The sequence below is a fragment of the Streptomyces sp. NPDC021212 genome (assembly GCF_044332925.1).
Lineage (GTDB): Bacteria > Actinomycetota > Actinomycetes > Streptomycetales > Streptomycetaceae > Streptomyces.
Window position 1 is genome coordinate 1 of record NZ_JBIRPZ010000017.1, and the last position, 20,409, is coordinate 20,409.

Genomic DNA, 20,409 nt, shown 5'->3' on the forward strand with positions numbered 1-20,409 from the left:
CACATCAGTGATGTGGACGGGGTATCAACATATCTGGCGTTGACTTTTGGCACGCTGTTGAGTTCTCAAGGAACGGACGCTTCCTTTGAAACCGTGTCACCGGTTTCTCCGGGCGCTTCCCTTCGGTGCTTCACACGCTATCAGACCCTTTTCCGCTTTCCGAATCCGTGTCTTTCACATGGCATGCGAAAGCGGATCCGAGATTTGGATCAAGTGACTGAAGGTGCCGCCCTCACCTGGACGAGGTCGCAGCTGACTGCGATGCTTCATCCGGATGGGCAGGAGTACGACAGTACAGCGCCCCACGCGGCCGTGGCAAATCGATTCGGGGCCCGTGGGGGGTCTCCGGCCTGCGCCGCTTGTACGGAATCCCAAGTTCCTATGACTTACGCTTCTGGGCAGTGCGCTGCCCGGGACAGCCGGTGACAGCACGAGATGGATCTTCACCCCGGGAGGCTTCCCATGACCACCGTGACGTCTCCGCTCGCCGGGCGCGCGATCGGACTGACAGCGGTTCCCGACCCGGTGTTCTCGGGCGCGATGGTCGGTCCGGGGACGGCGATCGACCCGGTGCTCGAGACCTGTGTGGCGGTGGCCCCGGTCGACGGCATCGTCGTCTCGTTGCACCCGCACGCGTTCGTGGTCGTGGACGAGGAAGGGCATGGGGTGCTCACCCACCTCGGGATCGACACCGTGCAGCTGAACGGCGACGGCTTCGAGGTGCTCGTCAACAAGGGGGACACCGTCAAGCGCGGCGACGCGATCGTGCGCTGGGACCCCGCGGTGGCCGTGGCCGCCGGCAAGTCGCCGATCTGTCCGGTCGTGGCCCTGGAGGCCACGGCCGACTCCCTCTCCGCTGTCCGGGACGACGGCGACGTGAAGCCGGGCGACACACTCTTCATCTGGCAGTGACCCCGACGCCGTCCGGAACCGGTCCGGGCGGCGTCGACGGCGAGTACGACATCCATCACGGCGGGTTCCGCCGAATCAACCGGGGACAGGTGACATGGAGACAACGCTGCGAGGCGTCGGCGTGAGCCACGGCGTGGCCATCGGCGAGGTGCGCCACATGGGCACGGCGGTGCTGGAGCCGCCGGCGAAGCAGATTCCGGCCGATGATGCGCCGCGTGAGCAGGGACGGGCGCGCCAAGCGGTGGAGGCCGTGTCGGCGGACCTGATGGCGCGCGGCAATCTCGCGGGCGGCGAGGCGCAGGCCGTGCTCGAGGCACAGGCCATGATGGCGCAGGACCCGGAGCTGATCGCCGACGTCGAGCGGCGTATCGCGGTGGGCAGCACCGCCGAGCGCGCGGTGTACGACGCCTTCGCCGCGTACCGGGCGCTGCTGGCCGGGGCCGGGGAGTACCTGGCCGGCCGGGTGGCCGACCTCGATGACGTACGGAACCGGATCGTGGCGCGGCTGCTGGGTGTGCCCATGCCGGGCGTGCCCGACAGCGACGAGCCGTATGTGCTGATCGCCCGCGATCTCGCCCCGGCCGACACGGCGCTCCTCGACCCGACCCTGGTGCTCGGCTTCGTGACCGAGGAGGGCGGGCCGACGAGTCACAGCGCGATTCTGGCGCGCGCCCTCGGGGTGCCGGCCGTGGTGGCGCTGCCCGGTGCCGGCGAGCTGATCGAGGGCACCATGATCGCCGTGGACGGCAGCACGGGCGAGATCTTCGTGTCGCCGAGCGAGGACAAGCGGGCGGAGCTGACCCGGGCCGCCGAGGAGCGGCGGGCGGCGCTGGCCGCGGCGTCCGGTCCGGGCGCGACCTCCGACGGGCACAAGGTGCCGCTGCTGGCGAACGTCGGCGGTCCGGCTGACGTGCCGGCGGCGGTCGAGGCGGGCGCCGAGGGCGTGGGGCTGTTCCGTACGGAGTTCCTCTTCCTCGACGACAGCACGAAGGCGCCGTCGGAGGAGAAGCAGGCCGACGCCTACCGGCAGGTGCTGGAGGCGTTCCCCGAGGGCCGGGTGGTGGTACGGGTCCTGGACGCGGGCGCGGACAAGCCGCTGGACTTCCTCACCCCGTCCGATGAGCCCAACCCGGCGCTGGGCGTACGCGGGCTGCGCACGCTGCTGGACCACCCCGACGTCTTGCGGACGCAATTGACGGCGCTGTCCAAGGCGGCGGAGGGGCTGCCGGTCTACCTCGAGGTCATGGCGCCGATGGTGGCCGACCGGCTGGACGCCAAGGCGTTCGCGGACGCCTGCCGGGAGGCCGGGCTGCAGGCCAAGTTCGGCGCGATGGTGGAGATTCCGTCGGCGGCGCTGCGGGCCCGCTCGATCCTCCAGGAGGTCGAGTTCCTGTCGCTGGGCACCAATGACCTGGCCCAGTACACCTTCGCCGCCGACCGGCAGGTGGGTGCGGTGTCGCGGCTGCAGGACCCGTGGCAGCCCGCGCTGCTCGACCTGATCGCGGCGTCGGCCGAGGCCGCGCAGGCCGAGGGCAAGAGCTGCGGGGTGTGCGGTGAGGCCGCGTCCGACCCGCTGCTGGCGTGTGTGCTGACCGGCCTGGGCGTCACCAGCCTCTCCATGGGTGCCGCGTCGATTCCGTATGTCCGGGCCACCCTGGCCAAGCACACGCTCGCCCAGTGCGAGCGGGCCGCTTCGGCGGCGCGCGCGGCGGACACCGCCGAGGATGCCCGCCGGGCCGCGCAGGCGGTGCTGTCCGGCGAGTGAGCCGATGAGCTGAAGCAGGGCGAAAGGGTCCGTCCCGCCGCGGTGGCCGCGGCGAGGCGGGCCCTTCGCCGTGTCACCCCCGCTGCCGCCTCACCCCTCCTCGGGCCGGGGCAGCGGGAGGCCCGCCCGGTACTCGACGCCGTGCTCCGGGGGGATCGGCTCGCCGGTCCGCGCATCGGTGCAGTACGCGGTGAAGACCTCGGCCTCGCTCAGCGGGCGCGGCCAGCCGTCGCGCAGCGCCCAGCCGCGGACCGTGTCCGGTGCCCCGGGCAGGCTGGTCCGCAGGACGATGCCGCCGGGGCTTCCCGTGGCGATGCCGCAGGCCAGCACGGTGCGGAAGACGAGCGCGCCGGGCTCGGCGAGCCTCGGCGGCCGCCCTTCCCGCGCGGTGGCGTGCACCACGGCGGCCAGCGGGGTGTCGTCCACCGGGACGCTGCACACCAGGTGGTGCAGGCCCGGCCCCGCCGCGTCGAGCACCGCGTGCAGCGCGGCCGTGGCGCGGTCGAACGCCGCGCGGCCGGTGCCGTCCCCACAGTCGTCGAGGCCGCCGCAGCCGCCCGCCCGGGCGAGCACGGCCGAGGCGTACTCCCAGGTGGCGCGCTCCTCGGCCACGGTGATCAGGCGGGGCAGCAGCTGGTCGATGGGCTGGCCCTCGTAGACGACGGTGGCGCCCGTGGAGGCCACCTCCGCCGTGTAGCGGCTGCGGCTCACGGGGGTGTCGGGGTCGAGCCGGGTGTGCGCGCAGTATTCCTGGTACGCGATCGGGTCGAAGAGGGCGACGGTGGTGTGCACTCCCTGTGACGAGAGCGCCCGCAGCAGCCCCTCCATCCGCCGCAGGTACCGGGCGTGGTCGTCGAAGCCGAAGGACGCATAGCGCCGCATGGCGGTGAAGTCCTCCTCGACCGCCAGCAGCGCCACCACGCTGGGCACTTCCCTGCGCAGGGCCCGGATCGCGGTGGGCTTCCCGCAGTCGCGGCCGTGGTCGCGGCCTGAGCCGCCGGTGTCGGTGCCGGTGTCGGTGTGCGCCATGACTCCCCCTCAGCGCGGACGTTCAATACTCACTCACCGTAACCGTGGGCACTGACAACGCCCCGGCGGACGCGTCATCGGACGGTCAGCCACGGAGCCGGTCGAGGCGGAACGGGGTGAGGGCGGCGGGGCGGCGGCCGGTGACGACGTACGAGGCGAGTTCGCTGCCGGTGACCGGGCCGAGCGTCACGCCCAGCATGCCGTGGCCCGTGGCGGTGAAGGCGTTCCCGGGTCCGGGTACGCGGTCGACGACCGGCAGTCCGTCGGGCAGGAACGGCCGGCCGCCGACCCAGGGGTCGCGGATCAGCGCCACCAGGTCGTCCGGGTCGTCGAACCACTGCCCGAGGTAGTGGCGGCTCGCCCGGGCGACGGCGACGATGCGGCGCCAGTCGAGCCGGTTGTTGTTGCCGCTCAGCTCCATCGTCCCCGCGATGCGGGTGGTGCCGCCGATCAGGGAGGCCACCGCCCGGTGCTCGCCGAAGTACAGCGTGTGCGTCGGCGCGGGGTCGAGGTCGACGGAGAAGCTGTAGCCCTTGCCCGCCTGGAGCGGCAGGCGGTGTCCCAGGTCGCGCAGCAGGTCCGCGGAGCGCACTCCGGCCGCGACGACGACGGCCGAGCACGGGATCTCGCCGGTGTCGGTGACCACCGCGGTGACCCGGTCCCCGGCCGGTCCGCGCCGGAAGCCGGTCGCCGCCACGTTCTCGTGGACCTTCACCCCGGTTGCCGCCAGCCGTTCTTCGAGGGCCCGCGCGAAGGCCACCGGGTCCAGGACGCCTTCGCCGGGGACGAGGTAGGCGGCCCGCACCCCCGGCGCCAGCGAACGGTCCAGGGCCCTGGCCTCGGGGCCGGTGCTGACGTCGTCCGGGAGCGGGTAGCGGCCGTCCGCCATCTGCCGCTGGAGTTGAAGGTGGTGCCGCGCCTTGCCGGGCGACAGAAACGCGTGCACCATGCCCGGGTGGCTCAGGGTGGTCTCGACTCCCGCCTCCCGCAGCCCGTCGAAGAGGGCGAACGTGGTGCGGTTCAGCTCGGCGATCGCCGCGTAGCCGCGCCGGAACGCAGTCGGCGTGCTGCTGCGCCAGAAGCGCCAGAGCCACCGTACGAACGCGGGGTCCGGCAGCGGGCGCAGATAGAGCGGGGAGTCCGGCCGCCCGAGGGAGCGCGCCGCGTACCGCAGGACGCCCGGGGCGGGGACGGGCGTGGAGTGGCTGAGGCAGACCCACCCGGCGTTGCCGCGCGAGACGCCGGAGCCCACGCCGCGCCGTTCCACGATCTCGACCGGCAGCCCGCGCTCGGCCAGGTAGTACGCGGTGCACAGGCAGACCACCCCGCCGCCGACGACCACCACGGGACCGCTGCCGTGCGGTGTGTCCTCGTGTCCCTTATTCGGTGGACTCGTAGGTGGTCAGGAAGGCCCGGGTTCGCGCCTGTCGGGGCCGTCTGAGCACATCGGTGGGCGGGCCCGCCTCGATGATCCGGCCGCCGTCGACGAAGGCGACCCAGTCGGACACCTCGCGGGCGAAGGGGAGTTCGTGGGTGACGAGCATCATCGTCATCCCCTCCTCGGCCAGCTCGCGCATGACCCGGAGCACCTCGCGGGTCGCCTCCGGGTCGAGCGACGAGGTGGGCTCGTCGAAGAGCAGCACCTCGGGCTTGAGCGCGAGCGCCCGCGCGATGGCGACCCGCTGCTGCTCACCGCCGGACATCTGGTCGGGGTGGGCGAGGCCGCGGTGGGCGAGCCCGACCCGGCGCAGCAGCACGACGGCCCACTCCAGGGCCTGCTGTTCGGGGACGCCCGCCTTGACCTGCGCCAGCATGACGTTTTCGACGGCGGTGAGGTGCGGGAAGAGGTGGAACCGCTGGAAGACCATGCCGACCGTGCGGCGCAGCCGGGCGAGGTCGCGGCAGACCGTCCGCCCGTCGCTGTGCACCGCCTCGCCCGCCACCTCGATGGTGCCGCTGTCCGGCCGCTCCAGCAGGTTGACGCAGCGCAGCAACGTCGTCTTCCCGCCGCCGCTCTGCCCGATGACGCTGACGATCCGTCCGCGCGGTACGTCGAGGGAGACGTCGTCGAGGACGCGGCGCCCGTCGAAGGACTTGCCGAGGTCTCTGATGCGTACGACGGCGTCGGTGGGCCGCGGGGCGGTGGCCGCGCTGACGGGCTCGGTGACGGGCTCGGTGACGGGCTCGGTGACGGGCTCGGTGACGGGCTCGGTGACGGGCTCGGTGACGGGCTCGGTCATGCCGTCGCCTCCTTCGGGGACGGTGTGTCGGCCAGGGCGGGCGGCCCGGCGGCGGGCGTCTCGGCGAGCAGGACGCGGGCGGTCCGCAGCCGGCGCCGCCGCCTCGGCGTCAGCGGCTTTCCGGCCCGGATGGCGCGCTCCAGGGCGAGCAGCAGCTGGGACAGCGGGTAGCAGAGGGCGAAGTACACGGCGGAGATGACGAGGTACACCTCCAGCGCCCGGAAGGTGGAGGAGGTGATGAGCCGCGCCTCGGACATCAGCTCGGCGGCGGAGATCGTGACCAGCAGGGAGGTGCCCTTGAGCAGGTCGACCAGCATGGTGTTGGTGCCGGGCAGTGCCAGGCGCAGCGCCTGGGGGAAGATCACGTGGCCGAAGACGCTCAGGCGGCCCAGGCCGAGTGCCTCGCCCGCTTCGGTCTGGCCGTCGTGGATCCCGCTGATGGCCGCGCGGAAGATCTCGGACAGATAGGCGGAGTAGAAGACGATGAGGCTGAGGCATCCGGCCGTGAAGACGTCGAGCCGGATGTCGACCGAGCCCAGGCCGAAGTAGGTCAGGAAGATGATGGCGAGCAGGGGGATGTTCTTGAACAGCTCGGTGTGGACGGCGGCCAGTGCGCGCAGCGGCCATACGCGGCTCAGCCGCAGCAGCGCCACCACCAGGCCGAGGAGGGCCGCGCCCGCGAAGCTCACGGCGGTGTACGACAGCGTCTTCAGCAGGGCGTCCAGCAGATCGGAGCGGTAGTCGGACCAGGGGACCTGGAACAGGCCGGCTGCGGCCGTCACGGCGGTGGCCTCCTCAACTTCCGGCGGTGTCGATGGACGGTGGGTTCCAGTCGGCGGGCCGGTCGACTCCGCGCCGTGCGGGGGCGACGTCGGAGGCGGGCTTCAGGAACTGCGCCGGGTCACCGCCGTACTTCTTGATCAGCTTCGTCAGCTCGCCGTTCTCGTACATGGCGTCGATCTGGGCGGAGATGGCCTTCTCCAGCTTGGTGGCCTTCTTGGGGAGGTAGAAGCCGGTCTGGTACGGGCGGAAGTACTCGTAGGCGGGCTTGGCCTTGACCTGCGCGGCGGTCGGCGGCGTCAGGTATTCGGTCTTGATCTGCTCGGATCGTTCCTTCTCGGCCGCGATGATGATGAGCGGGTCCAGGAAGCCGACGTCGATGCGGCCCGCGGCGAGGTCGTCGAAGACGCCGTTGGCGTCGGGGGTAGGCGCGCAGTTTCGCGCCGGGGACGGCCTTGATGGACTTGACCCAGACGTAGCCCTCGACGGTGCCGAGGCGCAGCCCCTTCAGGTCGTCGATGGTCTTGTACGTCTTGCCGGAGCCGACCGCCATCGCCGGGGGTGAGTAGTAGGGCGGATCCGTGAACAGTCCCTGCTTCTGGCGGTCCTTGGTCCAGGCGACGCCGCCGATGGTGACGTCCACGCGCCGGGACTGGACTCCGGCGAGCATGCCGGCGAAGTCCGTCGTCTCGGGCTGGACGGTGAGGCCGAGCTTCTTGGCGGCGTGACCGAGGATGTCGCCGTCGAGGCCGACGATCTTGCCGTCCTTGACGGTGGTGTAGGGCGCGTAGGGCTGGACGGCGACTTTCAGGACACCGGGGTCGATCGTCCCGAACGCCGCGGTCTTCGCGGAGACCTTCTTCGGGGCCGCGGCGTCGCTGTCCGATCCGCAGGCGGTCAGGGCGAGGAGCGGCATGACGGACAGGGCTGTGAGGAGGATGCGTACACGGGTCATCGGCGTTCGGCCTTCCGTGTCGGGGCTGGGCAGGGCCCGCCGTTCACCGCGTCGTCATCGCGGCGGGAGGGGTGCGAATTGCCCCATACGCTACGAGTGCACCGAGATTCGGTCACTGGTTGCTTCGTACGAATATATGGCGAGAAGCGTTTGCCGCACTGTATGGTGCGTCCCACTTCGCGCCGCCTCCCGCGCCCCTTACGCCCCAGCTCTCGCGCACCTCTCGACGGGGGTCCACGCATGCTCAGCCCGTCACTCGCCCAGGAGATCGCCGGGGACACCTCGGCGGTCATCGGATTCAACGTCCTCATCACCGACAGTGAGGGCACCGTCATCGGCAGCGGTGACCGCAGCCGCATCGGCACCTTCCACGAGGCGTCGGTCGAGGTGCTGCGCACCCAGGAGCCCGCCACGCACACCACCGCGCAGGCCCAGTCCCTGCGGGGCGTGCGCCCCGGTGTCACCCTCCCCCTGGTCCGGGACGGGCACGCGGTCGGCACGGTCGGGATCACCGGCACGCCCGCCCAGGTGGGGCGCTTCGGGCTACTGGTGAAGCGGCAGACGGAGATCCTGATGCGGGAGTCCGTGCTGTTGCGCTCGCGGGTGCTGAGGGAGCGGGTGCTGGAGGACCTGATCGCCGACGTCGCCTCGTACGACGCACAGGTGGTCGAGCCCGACTTCATCGTCTTCCGCGCCGCGGAGCTGGGCTTCGATCTGCGGCTCGCACGGGTCGCGATCGCGATGGAGGTGACGGTGCCGCGCGCGGAGCGCAGGGGCGGCGGACGCGGCCACGGGACCGGCTACGCCGGTGCGCACCGGCCCCGGGACACCGCCCTGGTCCGCCCGGAGCTGCTGCGCACGGTCCGCGAGGCGTTCCCCGATCCGCAGGACATCGTCGCGAGCGCCGCCCCCGGGTGGATCGGGGTGCTGCACCGGCTGCGCGGCGATGCCCTCGACCCCGGGGTGGCCGCCGTCTGCGGCCGGCTCACGGAGGTCGCCGACGCGCGGTACGGCCTGGTGCTCCGCGCCGGGATCGGCGAACCGGCCTCCTCGGTCGGCGGGCTGCACGACTCGTACCAGGACGCGTGCGACGCGCTGCGGCTCGGCGCCCGCGTCACCGCCGGGGCCCCCGACGCCCACGTCCATCTCATCGGCGACCTGCGCGGCCATCAGCTGCTGGCCGCCGTCGGGCAGCACACCCGGACCCGGCTCATCGCCCTGACCACCTCGGACCTGCGCGCGCAGCCGGACTGGCCGGTGCTGCGGGAGACGGTGGTGGCGTGGTGCGAGAACGGCTTCAACCTGGTGCGGGCGTCGGCGGCGCTGCACATCCACCACAACACGCTCGTCTACCGCATCAACAAGATCGAGCACATCAGCGGCCGCTCCCTGCGCGACCGCGGTGCGCTCTCCCTCTATCTGGCCTGCCTGGCCGACCAGTTGGACACCGTGCCCGTCCAGCACGTCTAGTCGGACGGGACGCCCTTCGTCCGGGCCAGGCGCTCGTAGTACCGCAGCAGATCGATGTCGTCCACCGACCCCGGGTTGACCGCCTTGTCCAGGGCCGTGCCCTGGAGGAGACGCTTGACCGGGACCTCGATGCGCTTGCCGGTGAGGGTGTGGGGAACGCCCGGGACCTCGATGACCTCGTCGGGGACGTGGCGCGGGGACAGCTCCGCGCGGATGGTGCTCTTGATGCGGGCCAGCAGCTCCTCATCCAGGGTGGCGCCCGGTGCGAGGTGGACGAAGAGCGGCATCCAGTAGCCGCCGTCGGGCTGTTCGACGCCGATGACGAGGGATTCGCGGATCTCGGGGAGGCGTTCGACCGCCTCGTAGATGTCGGCGGACCCCATCCGTACGCCCTGCCGGTTGAGCGTGGAGTCGGAGCGGCCGTGGATGACGACGGTGCCGCGCGAGGTGAGGGTGATCCAGTCGCCGTGACGCCAGACGCCGGGGAACATCTCGAAGTAGCTGTCGCGGTAGCGGCTGCCGTCGGGGTCGTTCCAGAAGCGGACCGGCATGGACGGCATGGGGCGGGTGACGACCAGCTCGCCGACCTCGTCGACCACCGGCCTGCCCTGCGGGTCCCACGCCTGGAGGTCGGTGCCGAGGGCGGGGGCCTGCAGCTCGCCGATGTGGACGGGGAGGGTCGGCACGGCGCCCGCGAAGCAGCTGCACACATCGGTGCCGCCGCTGACGGAGGCGATCCACATGTCCTCGGCCACCTCGTCGTGAATCCAGCGGAAGCCGTCCGGCGGCAGCGGCGAGCCGGTGGTGGCGACGCACTTCACCCGGGACAGGTCGAAGTCGCGGCCCGGGTGGACCCCGGCCTTGCGGCAGGCCATGACGTACGCGGCGGAGGTGCCGTACAGCGTGGTGCCGGTGCGCTCGGCGATGCGCCACTGGGCGGCGGTGTCCGGGTGGCCGGGGCTGCCGTCGTACAGCACCACGGTGGCGCCGGCCAGCAGCCCGGACACCAGGAAGTTCCACATCATCCAGCCGGTGGAGGTGTACCAGAAGAAGCGGTCCTCGGGGCCGAGGTCGCAGTGCAGGCCCAGCTGCTTGAGGTGCTCCAGCAGGATGCCGCCCTGGGACTGCACGATCGCCTTGGGCAGCCCGGTGGTGCCGGAGGAGTAGAGCACCCACAGGGGGTGGTCGAAGGGGACCTGCTCGAAGACCGGGGCCGTCTCCTCGCGGACGATGTCGTCCCAGTCGAGCGCCCCCTCGGGGGCGGGGGTGCCCAGCAGCGGGATGTGGACGACGGCGCGCACGGTGGGCAGTTCGCGGCGCAGCTCGGCGACGGTCCCGGTGCGGTCGTGCGTCTTGCCGCCGTACACGTAGCCGTCGACCGTGAACAGGACGACCGGCTCGACCTGCTGGAAGCGGTCCAGGACGCTGCGGGCGCCGAAGTCGGGGGCGCAGGAGGTCCACACCCCGCCGACGGCCGCGGTGGCGAGGAAGGCGATGGCGGCCTGCGGGATGTTGGGGAGGTAGCCGCTGACCCGGTCGCCGGGGCGGACGCCGAGCCGGCGCAGCGCGGCGGCGGCCGCGCCGACCTGGGCGCGCAGCTCGGCCCAGGTGACGGGGCGCGGCTCATGGGTCTCGTCGACGTGCAGCAGCGCGGGGTCGTCGGCGCGGGCGGGGTCCTCGCCGGCGCGCAGCGCGTGCTCGGCGTAGTTGAGGGTGGCGCCGGGGAACCAGCGGGCGCCGGGCATGGCGGGGTCGGCGAGCACGGTGTCGTACGGGGTGCCGAAGCGCACCTCGAACCACTCGGCGACCGCCCGCCAGAAGGTCTCCAGCTCCTCCACCGACCAGCGGTGCAGCGCGGCGTAGCTCGCGGCCGGGTCGCCGGGGCGGGCGGCGGGCGCGCTGTGCCGCTCGGCCGCCCAGGCGTGGAAGCGGGTCAGCTGGGCGCGGGCGATCCGGTCCGCGCCGGGCTGCCACAGGGGGCCGGGCAGGTGGTCGGCGTGCGCTGCGGTGTTCATCTGTGTCGGCTCCCGGGAGGTCCGCTTGGTCCGCGTTGTCTGCTGCTTCTGCGTCCGGGCAGGACGATGCCATGTGATCGACTTGTGCACCAGGGGCGCCACTCCACATCCGCTGCGGGTCTCATGTGGGACGACCACGGGTGAACGGCAGTTGAACTATGGCCGCGTCCTGCCTCGTCAATGGCACAGTGATCAGTATGAATGCGCGTGACCTGGTGCGGTCGGTGAAGGTGGTCGGTACGGCGCAGGGTCTGCGCTCCCTGCGCTCGGCGTGGCGGCGCCGCCGTTCGGACGCGACCGGACTGCCGCGCCGGGGCGCGGAGCTGGCGCGGGTGCCGGGTGTGGTGGAGGGCGCGGATCCGCAGCCGGGCGGCGGCGTGGTGCGGTTCGCGCGGTCCTCGCTGCGGGTGCGGGTGGCGGCGGGCGGCGCGGTGTTCTGCGGCTGGGACGGGGCCGGTCCTGAGCCGTCGTACGCGCTGGACGGCGCCTGCCCTGAGGCGGACGAGCGGGCCCAGCTGGAGCCGGACACGGACGGCGGCTGGCGGGTGGTGTCGGAGCGGGTCACGGTCGCGGTGTCGCGCATGGGCGCGGTGGAGGTGCGCACCCCGGGCGGGGTGGTGCTGCGGCGGGATCTGCCGCCGCGCTGGTGGGAGCCGGCCGAGGCGGTGATCGACCGCGGGTGCGAGGGTGGGGGCGGGGCGGCGGGGGTCGCGGGCGCGCGCTGGCACCAGCGGTCGGAGGTGGCGGCGGACGCGCGGTTCTTCGGGCTCGGCGGACGGGCGGGCGGGCCACGGCTGAGGGACGGCTCGTACCGGCTGTGGAACACCGACCCCGGCGAGGGCTTCGGTCCTGGCGACGATCCGCTGTATCTGACCATGCCGGTGCAGCTGGTGGTGGCCGACGCGGGAACCCATCTGGTGTTCCACGACAACTCGTGGGACGGCACGGTGACCCTGCGGGAGGGCGTGGAGGGCGCGGGCTCGGGGCACGACCGGCCTGGCGGCGTCCGGATGCGCATGGAGGGCGGGCCGCTGCGCTACTGGGTGTTCGTGGGCACCCCGGCCCGGGTGCTGCACGGCTGGGCGGCGCTGACCGGCTCCCCCGCGGTGCCGCCGGGCTGGGCGCTGGGCCACCACCACGCGCGCCGGGGGTTCGGCGACGCGAACGAGGTGCGGCGGGTGGTGGCGGGCTACCGGGAGCGCGACCTGCCGCTGTCCGCGCTGCACCTGGACACCGACCACCTGGCCGGGCACCGGAGCTTCACGGTGGACGCGGCACGCTTCCCCGATCTGCCCGGGCTCTCCGCCGAGCTGCGCGAGGACGGGGTGCGGCTGGTGTCGGTCGTGGGCTCCGCGGTGAAGGCGGAGCCGGGCAACGCGGTGTACGACGGCGGGGCGGCGGCGGAGGGGTTCGTGACCGACGCCCGCGGCCGGGAGGTGCGCGGGGTGGTGCGGGCGGGCGAGTCGGTGTTCCCGGACTTCACCGATCCGCGGGTGCGCAAGTGGTGGGGCGGGCTGTACGCGGAGCGGCTGGAGCAGGGCTTCTCCGGGGTGTGGCACGACGGGTGCGAGCCGGTGTCGTTCGCCGCCTTCGGCGAGCCCACGCTGCCGCGCTCGGCCCGGCACGCCCTGGAGGGCCGGGGCGGCGACCACCGGGAGGCGCACAACGTGTACGGGCTGGCCATGGCCCGGGCCGGTTACGAGGGGCTGGGCGAGCTGCGCCCCGACGAGCGGCCGTTCCTGTTCTCCCGCTCCGGCTGGGCGGGGCTCCAGCGGTACGGGGGCAGCTGGTCCGGGGACGTGACGACGGGCTGGCCGGGGCTGCGCGCCTCGCTGGCGCTGGTCATCGGGCTCGGTCTGTCGGGGGTTCCGTACTCCGGCCCGGACATCGGCGGCTTCACCGGCTCCCCGTCGCCGGAGCTGTATCTGCGCTGGTTCCAGCTGGGCGCGTATCTGCCGCTGTTCCGTACGCGTTCGGCGCTCACGGCCGGGCGGCGGGAGCCGTGGGAGTTCGGGGCCGGGGTGCTGGAGCACGCGGCGGCGGTCCTGCGCGAGCGGCAGCGGCTGCTGCCGTACTTCATGACGCTGGCACGGCTGGCGGAGCGTACCGGCGCGCCCTATGTGCGGCCCGTGTGGTGGCGGCAGCCCAAGGACCGCGGCTTGCGCGACTGCGAGGACGCCTTCCTGCTGGGCGACGCGCTGCTGGTGGCGCCGGTGCTGGAGGAGGGCGCGGTGCGGCGGACGGTGCGGCTGCCGCGCGGCCGCTGGTACGACACGGCCACCGGCCGCGCCCACGAGGGCCCCGGGCGGGTTTTGGTCGACGCCCCGCTGTCCCGGATCCCGGTGCTGGCCCGGGCGGGCGCGGTGATACCCGTCGCGTCCCCGGAGGGCGGCGTGGAGCTGGAGGTGTGGCCGCCGTGCCAGGGGCGCAAGGGCGGCGGGGCGCTGGCGGTGGACGCGGGCGACGGCTGGGACAAGGCGGAGCTGGTGCGGTTCGTCTCCCGGCTGCGCGGGGACGAGGTGCGGGTCGAGCGGGAGGGCGGCGTCGAGGCGGGGTATCCGGTGCGGGTGCGGGGTGGTTCGCGGTCCGGCGCGGCTGGGTAGTTGGGTGTTCATGCCAAGAATCACCGCCGCGCTGCGTGCGCTCGCCCTGCCCGTCGCCGCTCTGATGACCCTCGCCTCGCCCACTACGGCGCAGGCCGGGGCCGAGCCCAAGGCGCCGAAGGAGTTCGTGGCGCTGAGCGATGTGGATCCGACGATCCGCCAGGAGATCCGGTACTTCACGCCCCACAACTTCACCGGCCGCCCCGTCGACGGCTATCGCAGGCCGCTGTGCCTGCTGACCCGCCCGGCGGCCAGGGCGCTGCACCGGGTGCAGCGTCAGCTGCTGCGCCGGGGCTACACCCTGAAGGTGTACGACTGCTACCGGCCGCAGCGCGCGGTGAACACGTTCGTCGACTGGGCGAAGGACCTCGACGACCAGCGGATGAAGCGCGAGTTCTACCCGGACGTCGACAAGACCCGGCTGTTCGAGGACGGGTACATCGCCGAGAAGTCGGGGCACAGCCGGGGCAGCACGATGGACCTGACGATCGTGAAGCTGCCCGCGCTGCCGACCCGGCCGTACGTTCCTGGCGAGAAGCTGGTGCCCTGCTACGCGCCGAAGGAGGAGCGCTTCCCCGACAATTCGGTGGACATGGGCACCGGTTACGACTGCTTCGACACCCTCTCGCACACCCTCGATCCGCGCATCAAGGGCCGGCAGCGGGCCAACCGACTGCTGCTCAAGGGCGCGATGGAGGCCCAGGGCTTCGTCAATCTGGCCGAGGAGTGGTGGCACTACACCTACAAGCCGGAGCTGTTCCCGGACACCTACTTCGACTTCCCGGTCTCGCGCCGTTCGGTGTCCGGGCACTGACCCCCTCCTTCACACCGCTCACAGCCGCCCGCCCGCGGTGTCCGAGGACAGCCGCTGCGCGATGGCCACGGGCACCACGGACAGGGCGATGAGCGTCGCGGCGACGACGTTGACGACGGGGGCCTGGTGGGGCCGGGCCAGGTTCTCGTAGATCCAGATGGGCAGGGTGCGGGTGCCGGGCCCTGCGGTGAAGGTCGTCACCACGATCTCGTCGAAGGAGAGCGCGAAGGCGAGCAGCGCGCCCGCGAAGAGCGCCGAGCGCATGGCCGGGAAGGTGACGTGGCGGAACGTCTGCCAGGGGCGCGCCCCGAGGTCCGCGGACGCCTCGGCCATCGAGGGGGCGATACGGCGCAGCCGGGCCGCCACGTTGTTGAAGACGACCACGACGCAGAAGGTGGCGTGCCCGACGACCACCGTGAACAGGCCGAAGCCGATGCCGAGCGGGTCCAGGACGGTGCGGAAGGCGGCGTTGAGGGCGATGCCGCTGACGATGCTGGGCAGCGCGATCGGCAGCACCAGCAGGAAGGACACGGTCCGCCGGCCGAAGAAACGGTGCCGGTGGACGGCGTACGCGGCCATGGTGCCAAGGACCAGGGCGATCCCGGTGGCGGCGAGCCCGGCCTTGAGCGAGGTGAGCAGGGCGTCGCGGGCGCCGGGGTTGTGCAGGGCGGCGCGCCACCACTGGCCCGTGAGGCCGCTGGGCGGCCAGCCGAAGGAGCGGTCGGCGTTGAAGGAGTTGAGCAGGACGAGCAGCAGGGGTGAGTAGACGAGGGCGAGTCCGGCGGCGGTGACGCAGCCGAGGACGATCCGGGCGGTGCGCGAGAGCTTCATGGGACGCCCCCTCAGAGCGCGTCGAGGGCGCCGGCGCGGCGGACGGCGGCCAGGTAGCAGACGATGAGGACGACGGGGACGGCGGAGAGCGCGGCGGCCATCGGCAGGTCGAGGGCGACCTGGGAGGCGATGGCGTTGCCGAGGAGCTGGGTCTTGCCGCCGACGATCTGCACGGTGATGTAGTCGCCGAGGCTGAGCGAGAAGGTGAAGACGGAGCCGGCGAGCAGGGCGGGGCGTACGGCGGGCAGGACGACGGAGCGCAGCGTGCGCCAGGTGCCCGCGCCGAGGTCGGCGGAGGCTTCCAGGGTGCGTTCGGGGAGCCGTTCCAGGGCCGCGTACACCGGGAGGATCATGTACGGGAGCCAGAGGTAGGCGAGGACCAGGACGACGGCGGTGGTGCCATAGCCGGGCCCGTGCAGGCCGAGCGGCGAGAGCGCGGAGTTGACCACGCCGTCCTCGCCGAGCATCACCCGCCAGGCGTACGCCTTGACCAGGTAGCTGGCCCACAGCGGGGTGAGCACGGCCACCAGAAGCGGCCGGCGCCACCGCGGGCCCGCGACGCGCGCCATGCAGAAGGCCATGGGCAGGGCGAGGAGGGCGTCGAGGACGGTGACGGCGACGGCGATGGAAAGGGTGCGCAGCGCGATGGTGCGGTAGACGGGGGTGGTCAGCAGCTCCTGGATGTTGTCGGTGTTCCAGGTGCGGACGACGTCGGAGGTGAAGGAGTCGGTGGTCCAGAAGGCGGAGAGGAGGAGGACGGCGAGCGAGCCGAGGTAGGCCAGGGTCAGCCAGAGCAGGGGCGGTCCGAGGAGCGCGGCCAGGCGCAGCCGCGCTCCCCCGGCCCCGGTGCGATGCATCTCAGCCCTTGACCTCGGTCCAGGCACGGGTCCATTGGGCGTAGTCGGTGCAGGTGGTGTTCTTGCGGCCGTCGAGGCACTGCTTGATGGGCGTGGTCCAGAAGTGGACGCGCTGGAAGTACTTCTCGTCGTCGGCGTGGAAGACGGCGCAGTGGTTCGGGTCGGCTGTCTCGGCGCACGCCTTGCGGTTGGCGGGGGCCTCGCCGAAGTACTCCGCGACCTGGGCGTTGACCTTCGGGGAGACGATCCAGTCGAGCCACTTGTAGGCGCAGTTGGGGTTCTTGGCCTTCGCGGAGACCATCCAGGTGTCGGACCAGCCGGTGGCGCCCTCCTTGGGGAGCACGGCCTTGACGGGCGCCTTCTCGGCCTTGGTGAGGTTCGCGATGACCTGCCAGGTGGTGCCGACGACGCTGTCGCCGCCCTTGAAGGCGGTGATCTCCTTCTGGTAGTCGCTCCAGTACTCGCCGACCGCTTGGTGCTGCTTCTTGAGCAGGGTGACGGCGGCGTCGAGCTGTTTCTTGTCGAGCGCGTACGGGTTCTTGATGCCGAGCGACGGCTTGGCGTGCATGAGGTAGAGCGCGGCGTCGGCGATGTAGATGGGCGAGTCGTACGCGGTGACATGGCCGTTGTGCGTCGCGGCGTCGTCGAAGACGGCGCGCCAGGAGTCGGGGGCGGGCTTGACCTTGTCGGTGCGGTACATGAGGAGGTTGGCGCCGCGGCCGTGCGGGACGCCGTACATCCGGCCGTCCCTCGAGTTGAACGGCTGCTGTTTGAGGGCCGGGAAGATGTCCTTGTAGTTCGGCACCAGCTTGGTGTTGACGGGGGCGGCGTCGCCGGAGGCGATGAGGCGCAGGGTGGCGTCGCCGGAGGCGGAGACCGTGTCGTACTGGCCGGTCTTCATGAGGGACACCATCTCGTCGGAGGTGCCGGCGGTCTTGGTGTTGACCTTGCAGCCCGTCTTCTTCTCGAAGGGGTGCACCCAGTCGGCCTTGGGGTCGTTGGAGCCGTCCTCGGCGTAGCCCGCCCAGGCGATGATGTTGACCTTGCCCTCGCCCTTGCCGAGCTTGTCGGGGGCGTGTGCGGCCTTGCCGCCGCCGTCGTCGGATCCGCAGCCAGCGGCGGTCAGCAGCAGCGCGCACAAGGCCGCCGCGGACCTCCACGCGGATGTCGTCCGTTTCCGCATCCGGTCCTCCCCGTCCCATTCGGCACTCGGAGCCCCGTCAGTATCCGCGCGTCCCGTATGCCGGCGCCAGGGGGCATCGGGCAATCGCCAGGGGCCTTCTCCCCCGCAGATCCGCCAGAAGGGCCCTAGGGTCAACTCGGCACCGGAAAGGCGTCCTTCTCGTCCCAGACCAGCCTGATCTCGGCCTCGGGGCGGGCGGCGGGCGGGAGTTCGGAGAGGTTCTGCCGGTGCACGGTGAGCCGGTCGCCGCACGGAAGCGCGACGGTGAAGCGGGTGTGCGCCCCGGCGTGCACGATGTCGGCGATGCGCCCCGTGACCGTGCGCTCGCCGTCGAGGGGCCCGTCGGTCGGGTCGACGAGCCGGATGCGCTCGGGGCGGATGCTGTACGCGCCGGGGCGGCCGATCACCCGGACCGCGGCCTCGCCACGCAGCAGGTTGGTGGTGCCGACGAAGCCCGCGACGAAGGCGGTGGCGGGGCGTTCGTACACCTCGACGGGCGGGCCGGTCTGTTCGATCCGGCCGCCCGCGACGACGGCCACGCGGTCGCTCATGGTCAGCGCCTCCTCCTGGTCGTGGGTGACCAGGAGGAAGGTGATGCCGGTGGTGCGCTGGAGTTCCTTCAGCTCGGTCTGCATCTCCTGGCGGAGCCTCAGATCGAGGGCGCCCAGCGGTTCGTCGAGGAGCAGGACGGCGGGCCGGTCGACGAGGGCGCGGGCGAGGGCGACGCGCTGGCGCTGGCCGCCGGAGAGCGCGTCGGGGCGGCGGGAGGCGAAGCCGTCGAGGCGGACGGTGGCGAGGGCCTCGCGGGCGCGGGCGGTGCGCTCCGGCTTGCTGACGCCTCGTACGGTGAGCGCGTACGCCACGTTCTGCTCGACGGTCATGTGCGGGAAGAGCGCGTAGTCCTGGAAGACGGTGTGCACGTCACGGCGGTGCGGGGGCAGCGCGGTGACGTCCCGCCCGGCGAGTGCGATACGGCCGCTGGTGGGCCGCTCGAACCCGGCGATCAGGCGCAGCAGGGTGGTCTTGCCGGAGCCGGAGGGGCCGAGAAGCGAGAAGAACTCGCCAACGCGGAGGGTGAGATCGACGGCGTCCAGCGCCCGGACGGTGCCGGCGGTGCCGAACTCCTTGGTGACGCCCGTGCAGCGGACCGCCTCTTCCGTCTCATCCGTCATGTACCTGGGTTACCCGTCGCGCGGTCCCTGTGCAACAATTCTGACGTTCCGTCAGTTATTGCGTGTGCATCGCTGTGTCGTCCGTCAGGAGAGGCCGTGGCGTCTGCGCGTACGCCCGTGATCGCCGGGTGGTTCACCTCCGGTGACGGGGAATTCCGGCTGCTGGGCACCCGCTGCCGGGGCTGTGGCGCGGTGTACTTCCCGCGCGAGGACACCTTCTGCCGGGCGCCCCGGTGCGCCGGTGAGGAACTGGACGAGGTGCCGCTGTCGCGGCGCGGCCGGGTGTGGTCGTACACCGACGGCCGCTACCGCCCGCCCGCCCCGTACCCTGACGATCCCGCGCGCGACTGGGAGCCGTACACCCTGATCGCCGTGGAGCTGGCCGCCGAGCGGATGGTGGTGCTCGGCCAGGGCGCGCCCGGGGTGACGGTGACGGATCTGGCGGTCGGCATGGAGGTCGAGGTGGTGCCGGGGGTGCTGGCCGGGGAGGGCGGGCAGAGCTGGACGACCTGGCACTGGCGGCCCGTAGCCGGGGAGGACCGGTCATGACGGGCGAGGTGGCGGTGGTCGGCGCCGGGATGCACCCGTGGGGCAAATGGGGCCGGAGCTTCGTGGAGTACGGGACGAAGGCGGCTCGGGCGGCGCTCGCGGACGCCGGGCTCGACTGGCCGGACATCGAGTCGGTGGTCGGCGCCAACACCGTGCGCTGCGGCTATCCGGGCCAGGTGGCGGGGGCGACCTTCGCCCGGGCGCTGGGCTGGCAGGGGGCGCGCGTCACCAGCGTGTACGCCGCCTGCGCGTCCGGTGCGCGGGCCATCGACGCCGCCCGTGCCCAGATCCTTTCGGGGATGGCGGAGACCGTGCTGGTGGTGGGCGCGGACGCGGCGCCCAAGGGTTTCTTCGCGCCGTCCGGCGGCGACCGGCCCGACGACCCGGACTGGCTGCGCTTCCGGGTGCTGGGCGCCACCAACCCGGCGTACTTCGCGCTGTGGGCGCGCCGTCGGATCGCGGTGTACGGGGACACGCCCGAGGACTTCGCGGCGGTCAAGGTGAAGAACGCGGCCGCGGGGGCCGCCAACCGCCACGCCCGCTACCGCTCCCCCGTGACCGCCGAGGAGGTGGCCGCGTCGCCCGTGGTGGCCGATCCGCTGCGGCTGCTGGACATCTGCGCGACCTCGGACGGGGCCGCCGCGCTCGTGCTGAGCAGCGTGGAGTTCGCGCGGCGGCACGGGGTGGCGGATCCGGTGCGGATCCGGGCCGTCTCGTCCGTATCGCCCGCCCATCCGCAGGCCGCGCTCGATCTGCCGGACATCGCCACCGACTCCGCCGTGGTGTCCGGCCCGGCGGCCGGTCCGTTCCGCCCGTCGATCGCGCGGGCGGCGTACGAGGAGGCGGGGATCGGGCCGGAGGACCTGTCGCTCGCCGAGGTGTACGACCTGTCCACCGCGCTGGAGCTGGAGTGGTACGAGGACCTGGGACTGTGCGGCGCCGGGGAGGGCGCGAAGCTGCTCCGGGAGGGCGCGACGTCGCTCGGCGGCCGGATCCCGGTCAATCCGAGCGGCGGCCTCGCCTCCTTCGGGGAGGCGGTTCCGGCGCAGGCCATCGCCCAGGTGTGCGAGCTGACCCAGCAGCTGCGGGGGCGGGCGGGCGACCGTCAGGTGGCGGGGGCGCGGGTGGGGATCACCGCGAACCAGGGGCTGTTCGGCCATGGCTCGTCGGTGATCGCGGTGCGCTGAGGTGATCGCGCTGCGCCGCGTACGCACGGCACCGGGCCGGGCTCCGC

The 20,409-nt window shown here is 72.6% G+C and carries 18 protein-coding genes; 7 read left to right on the forward strand and 11 right to left on the reverse strand.

Going from position 1 to position 20,409, the window contains the following annotated elements:
• Nucleotides 1-462 precede the first annotated feature (462 nt).
• Both ACH4SI_RS35095 and ptsP read left to right on the forward strand, forming a co-directional pair.
• On the forward strand, nucleotides 463-912 hold the full coding sequence (locus ACH4SI_RS35095; protein ID WP_398303035.1) for a PTS glucose transporter subunit IIA: 450 nt from the start codon (nucleotides 463-465) through the stop codon (nucleotides 910-912).
• Between the two features lie 94 nt (nucleotides 913-1,006).
• Nucleotides 1,007-2,677: a phosphoenolpyruvate--protein phosphotransferase gene (gene ptsP, locus ACH4SI_RS35100; RefSeq protein WP_398303037.1), complete on the forward strand. Its 1,671-nt coding sequence runs from the start codon at nucleotides 1,007-1,009 to the stop codon at nucleotides 2,675-2,677.
• Between the two features lie 90 nt (nucleotides 2,678-2,767).
• Here the strand turns inward: ptsP and ACH4SI_RS35105 are convergent, their stop codons facing one another.
• The 6 genes from ACH4SI_RS35105 to ACH4SI_RS35130 all read right to left on the reverse strand — a co-directional run bounded on the left by ACH4SI_RS35105 (nucleotide 2,768) and on the right by ACH4SI_RS35130 (nucleotide 7,681).
• On the reverse strand, nucleotides 2,768-3,706 hold the full coding sequence (locus tag ACH4SI_RS35105) for a hypothetical protein (protein ID WP_398303039.1): 939 nt from the start codon (nucleotides 3,704-3,706) through the stop codon (nucleotides 2,768-2,770).
• Nucleotides 3,707-3,791: 85 nt separating this feature from the next.
• Nucleotides 3,792-5,051: an NAD(P)/FAD-dependent oxidoreductase gene (locus ACH4SI_RS35110; protein ID WP_398303041.1), complete on the reverse strand. Its 1,260-nt coding sequence runs from the start codon at nucleotides 5,049-5,051 to the stop codon at nucleotides 3,792-3,794.
• 34 nt (nucleotides 5,052-5,085) lie between these two features.
• A complete protein-coding gene (locus ACH4SI_RS35115; RefSeq protein ID WP_398303043.1) occupies nucleotides 5,086-5,946 on the reverse strand; it encodes an amino acid ABC transporter ATP-binding protein in 861 nt (286 codons plus the stop codon).
• Nucleotides 5,943-6,728 (reverse strand): amino acid ABC transporter permease, encoded by a 786-nt coding sequence (locus tag ACH4SI_RS35120; RefSeq protein ID WP_398303045.1) that lies wholly within the window; start codon nucleotides 6,726-6,728, stop codon nucleotides 5,943-5,945. The genes ACH4SI_RS35115 and ACH4SI_RS35120 overlap by 4 nt, the downstream gene beginning before the upstream one ends.
• Nucleotides 6,729-6,741: 13 nt before the next feature.
• Nucleotides 6,742-6,897, reverse strand: a complete 156-nt coding sequence (locus ACH4SI_RS35125; RefSeq protein WP_398303047.1) for a hypothetical protein — start codon at nucleotides 6,895-6,897, stop codon at nucleotides 6,742-6,744.
• Nucleotides 6,848-7,681 (reverse strand): transporter substrate-binding domain-containing protein, encoded by an 834-nt coding sequence (locus tag ACH4SI_RS35130; RefSeq protein ID WP_398303049.1) that lies wholly within the window; start codon nucleotides 7,679-7,681, stop codon nucleotides 6,848-6,850. Before ACH4SI_RS35130 ends, ACH4SI_RS35125 begins: the two co-directional genes overlap by 50 nt.
• A 240-nt stretch (nucleotides 7,682-7,921) precedes the next feature.
• Between ACH4SI_RS35130 and ACH4SI_RS35135 the strand changes: the two genes are divergently transcribed.
• Nucleotides 7,922-9,151 carry a CdaR family transcriptional regulator gene (locus ACH4SI_RS35135; protein ID WP_398303051.1) on the forward strand — a complete coding sequence of 410 codons (1,230 nt, stop codon included), beginning with the start codon at nucleotides 7,922-7,924 and terminating at the stop codon, nucleotides 9,149-9,151.
• On the opposite strand, the gene ACH4SI_RS35140 is transcribed toward ACH4SI_RS35135, so the two are convergent.
• On the reverse strand, nucleotides 9,148-11,166 hold the full coding sequence (locus ACH4SI_RS35140) for an acetoacetate--CoA ligase (protein WP_398303053.1): 2,019 nt from the start codon (nucleotides 11,164-11,166) through the stop codon (nucleotides 9,148-9,150). The genes ACH4SI_RS35135 and ACH4SI_RS35140 overlap by 4 nt on opposite strands.
• Before the next feature lie 197 nt (nucleotides 11,167-11,363).
• On the opposite strand from ACH4SI_RS35140, the gene ACH4SI_RS35145 reads away from it, so the two are divergent.
• Both ACH4SI_RS35145 and ACH4SI_RS35150 read left to right on the forward strand, forming a co-directional pair.
• Nucleotides 11,364-13,769, forward strand: coding sequence for a glycoside hydrolase family 31 protein (locus ACH4SI_RS35145; protein WP_398303055.1), 2,406 nt, complete (start codon nucleotides 11,364-11,366; stop codon nucleotides 13,767-13,769).
• Between the two features lie 10 nt (nucleotides 13,770-13,779).
• Nucleotides 13,780-14,583 carry a M15 family metallopeptidase gene (locus ACH4SI_RS35150; RefSeq protein ID WP_398303057.1) on the forward strand — a complete coding sequence of 268 codons (804 nt, stop codon included), beginning with the start codon at nucleotides 13,780-13,782 and terminating at the stop codon, nucleotides 14,581-14,583.
• 18 nt (nucleotides 14,584-14,601) lie between these two features.
• Here ACH4SI_RS35150 and ACH4SI_RS35155 read toward each other — a convergent pair whose 3' ends face one another.
• The 4 genes from ACH4SI_RS35155 to ACH4SI_RS35170 form a co-directional block, all read right to left on the reverse strand.
• Complete coding sequence (locus tag ACH4SI_RS35155; RefSeq protein WP_398303059.1) at nucleotides 14,602-15,414, reverse strand: ABC transporter permease; 813 nt, start codon at nucleotides 15,412-15,414, stop codon at nucleotides 14,602-14,604.
• Between the two features lie 11 nt (nucleotides 15,415-15,425).
• Nucleotides 15,426-16,271, reverse strand: coding sequence for an ABC transporter permease (locus ACH4SI_RS35160; RefSeq protein ID WP_398303062.1), 846 nt, complete (start codon nucleotides 16,269-16,271; stop codon nucleotides 15,426-15,428).
• A gap of 1 nt (nucleotide 16,272) precedes the next feature.
• Entirely contained in the window at nucleotides 16,273-17,454 is a 1,182-nt protein-coding gene (locus ACH4SI_RS35165) for an ABC transporter substrate-binding protein (RefSeq protein WP_398303064.1), read from the reverse strand.
• A 131-nt stretch (nucleotides 17,455-17,585) separates the two neighbouring features.
• Nucleotides 17,586-18,626, reverse strand: coding sequence for an ABC transporter ATP-binding protein (locus tag ACH4SI_RS35170; RefSeq protein ID WP_398303066.1), 1,041 nt, complete (start codon nucleotides 18,624-18,626; stop codon nucleotides 17,586-17,588).
• Between the two features lie 96 nt (nucleotides 18,627-18,722).
• Here ACH4SI_RS35170 and ACH4SI_RS35175 point away from each other — a divergent pair, with 96 nt between their 5' ends.
• The gene (locus ACH4SI_RS35175) at nucleotides 18,723-19,175 is read left to right on the forward strand and encodes a Zn-ribbon domain-containing OB-fold protein (RefSeq protein WP_398303069.1); all 453 of its coding nucleotides are present in this window, start codon (nucleotides 18,723-18,725) and stop codon (nucleotides 19,173-19,175) included.
• Nucleotides 19,172-20,362, forward strand: coding sequence for a lipid-transfer protein (locus tag ACH4SI_RS35180; RefSeq protein ID WP_398303072.1), 1,191 nt, complete (start codon nucleotides 19,172-19,174; stop codon nucleotides 20,360-20,362). Before ACH4SI_RS35175 ends, ACH4SI_RS35180 begins: the two co-directional genes overlap by 4 nt.
• The last annotated feature ends 47 nt before the right edge of the window (nucleotides 20,363-20,409 follow it).

Bases quoted from the DNA above. Each gene is read 5' to 3' on its own strand.
- ACH4SI_RS35125 (WP_398303047.1), bottom strand. From the start codon at position 6,897: ATGTACGAGAACGGCGAGCTGACGAAGCTGATCAAGAAGTACGGCGGT.
- ACH4SI_RS35150 (WP_398303057.1), top strand. From the start codon at position 13,780: ATGCCAAGAATCACCGCCGCGCTGCGTGCGCTCGCCCTGCCCGTCGCC.
- ACH4SI_RS35105 (WP_398303039.1), bottom strand. From the start codon at position 3,706: ATGGCGCACACCGACACCGGCACCGACACCGGCGGCTCAGGCCGCGAC.
- ACH4SI_RS35095 (WP_398303035.1), top strand. From the start codon at position 463: ATGACCACCGTGACGTCTCCGCTCGCCGGGCGCGCGATCGGACTGACA.
- ACH4SI_RS35155 (WP_398303059.1), bottom strand. From the start codon at position 15,414: ATGAAGCTCTCGCGCACCGCCCGGATCGTCCTCGGCTGCGTCACCGCC.
- ACH4SI_RS35180 (WP_398303072.1), top strand. From the start codon at position 19,172: ATGACGGGCGAGGTGGCGGTGGTCGGCGCCGGGATGCACCCGTGGGGC.
- ACH4SI_RS35170 (WP_398303066.1), bottom strand. From the start codon at position 18,626: ATGACGGATGAGACGGAAGAGGCGGTCCGCTGCACGGGCGTCACCAAG.
- ACH4SI_RS35115 (WP_398303043.1), bottom strand. From the start codon at position 5,946: ATGACCGAGCCCGTCACCGAGCCCGTCACCGAGCCCGTCACCGAGCCC.
- ACH4SI_RS35165 (WP_398303064.1), bottom strand. From the start codon at position 17,454: ATGCGGAAACGGACGACATCCGCGTGGAGGTCCGCGGCGGCCTTGTGC.
- ACH4SI_RS35135 (WP_398303051.1), top strand. From the start codon at position 7,922: ATGCTCAGCCCGTCACTCGCCCAGGAGATCGCCGGGGACACCTCGGCG.
- ptsP (WP_398303037.1), top strand. From the start codon at position 1,007: ATGGAGACAACGCTGCGAGGCGTCGGCGTGAGCCACGGCGTGGCCATC.
- ACH4SI_RS35130 (WP_398303049.1), bottom strand. From the start codon at position 7,681: ATGACCCGTGTACGCATCCTCCTCACAGCCCTGTCCGTCATGCCGCTC.
- ACH4SI_RS35145 (WP_398303055.1), top strand. From the start codon at position 11,364: ATGAATGCGCGTGACCTGGTGCGGTCGGTGAAGGTGGTCGGTACGGCG.
- ACH4SI_RS35140 (WP_398303053.1), bottom strand. From the start codon at position 11,166: ATGAACACCGCAGCGCACGCCGACCACCTGCCCGGCCCCCTGTGGCAG.
- ACH4SI_RS35160 (WP_398303062.1), bottom strand. From the start codon at position 16,271: ATGCATCGCACCGGGGCCGGGGGAGCGCGGCTGCGCCTGGCCGCGCTC.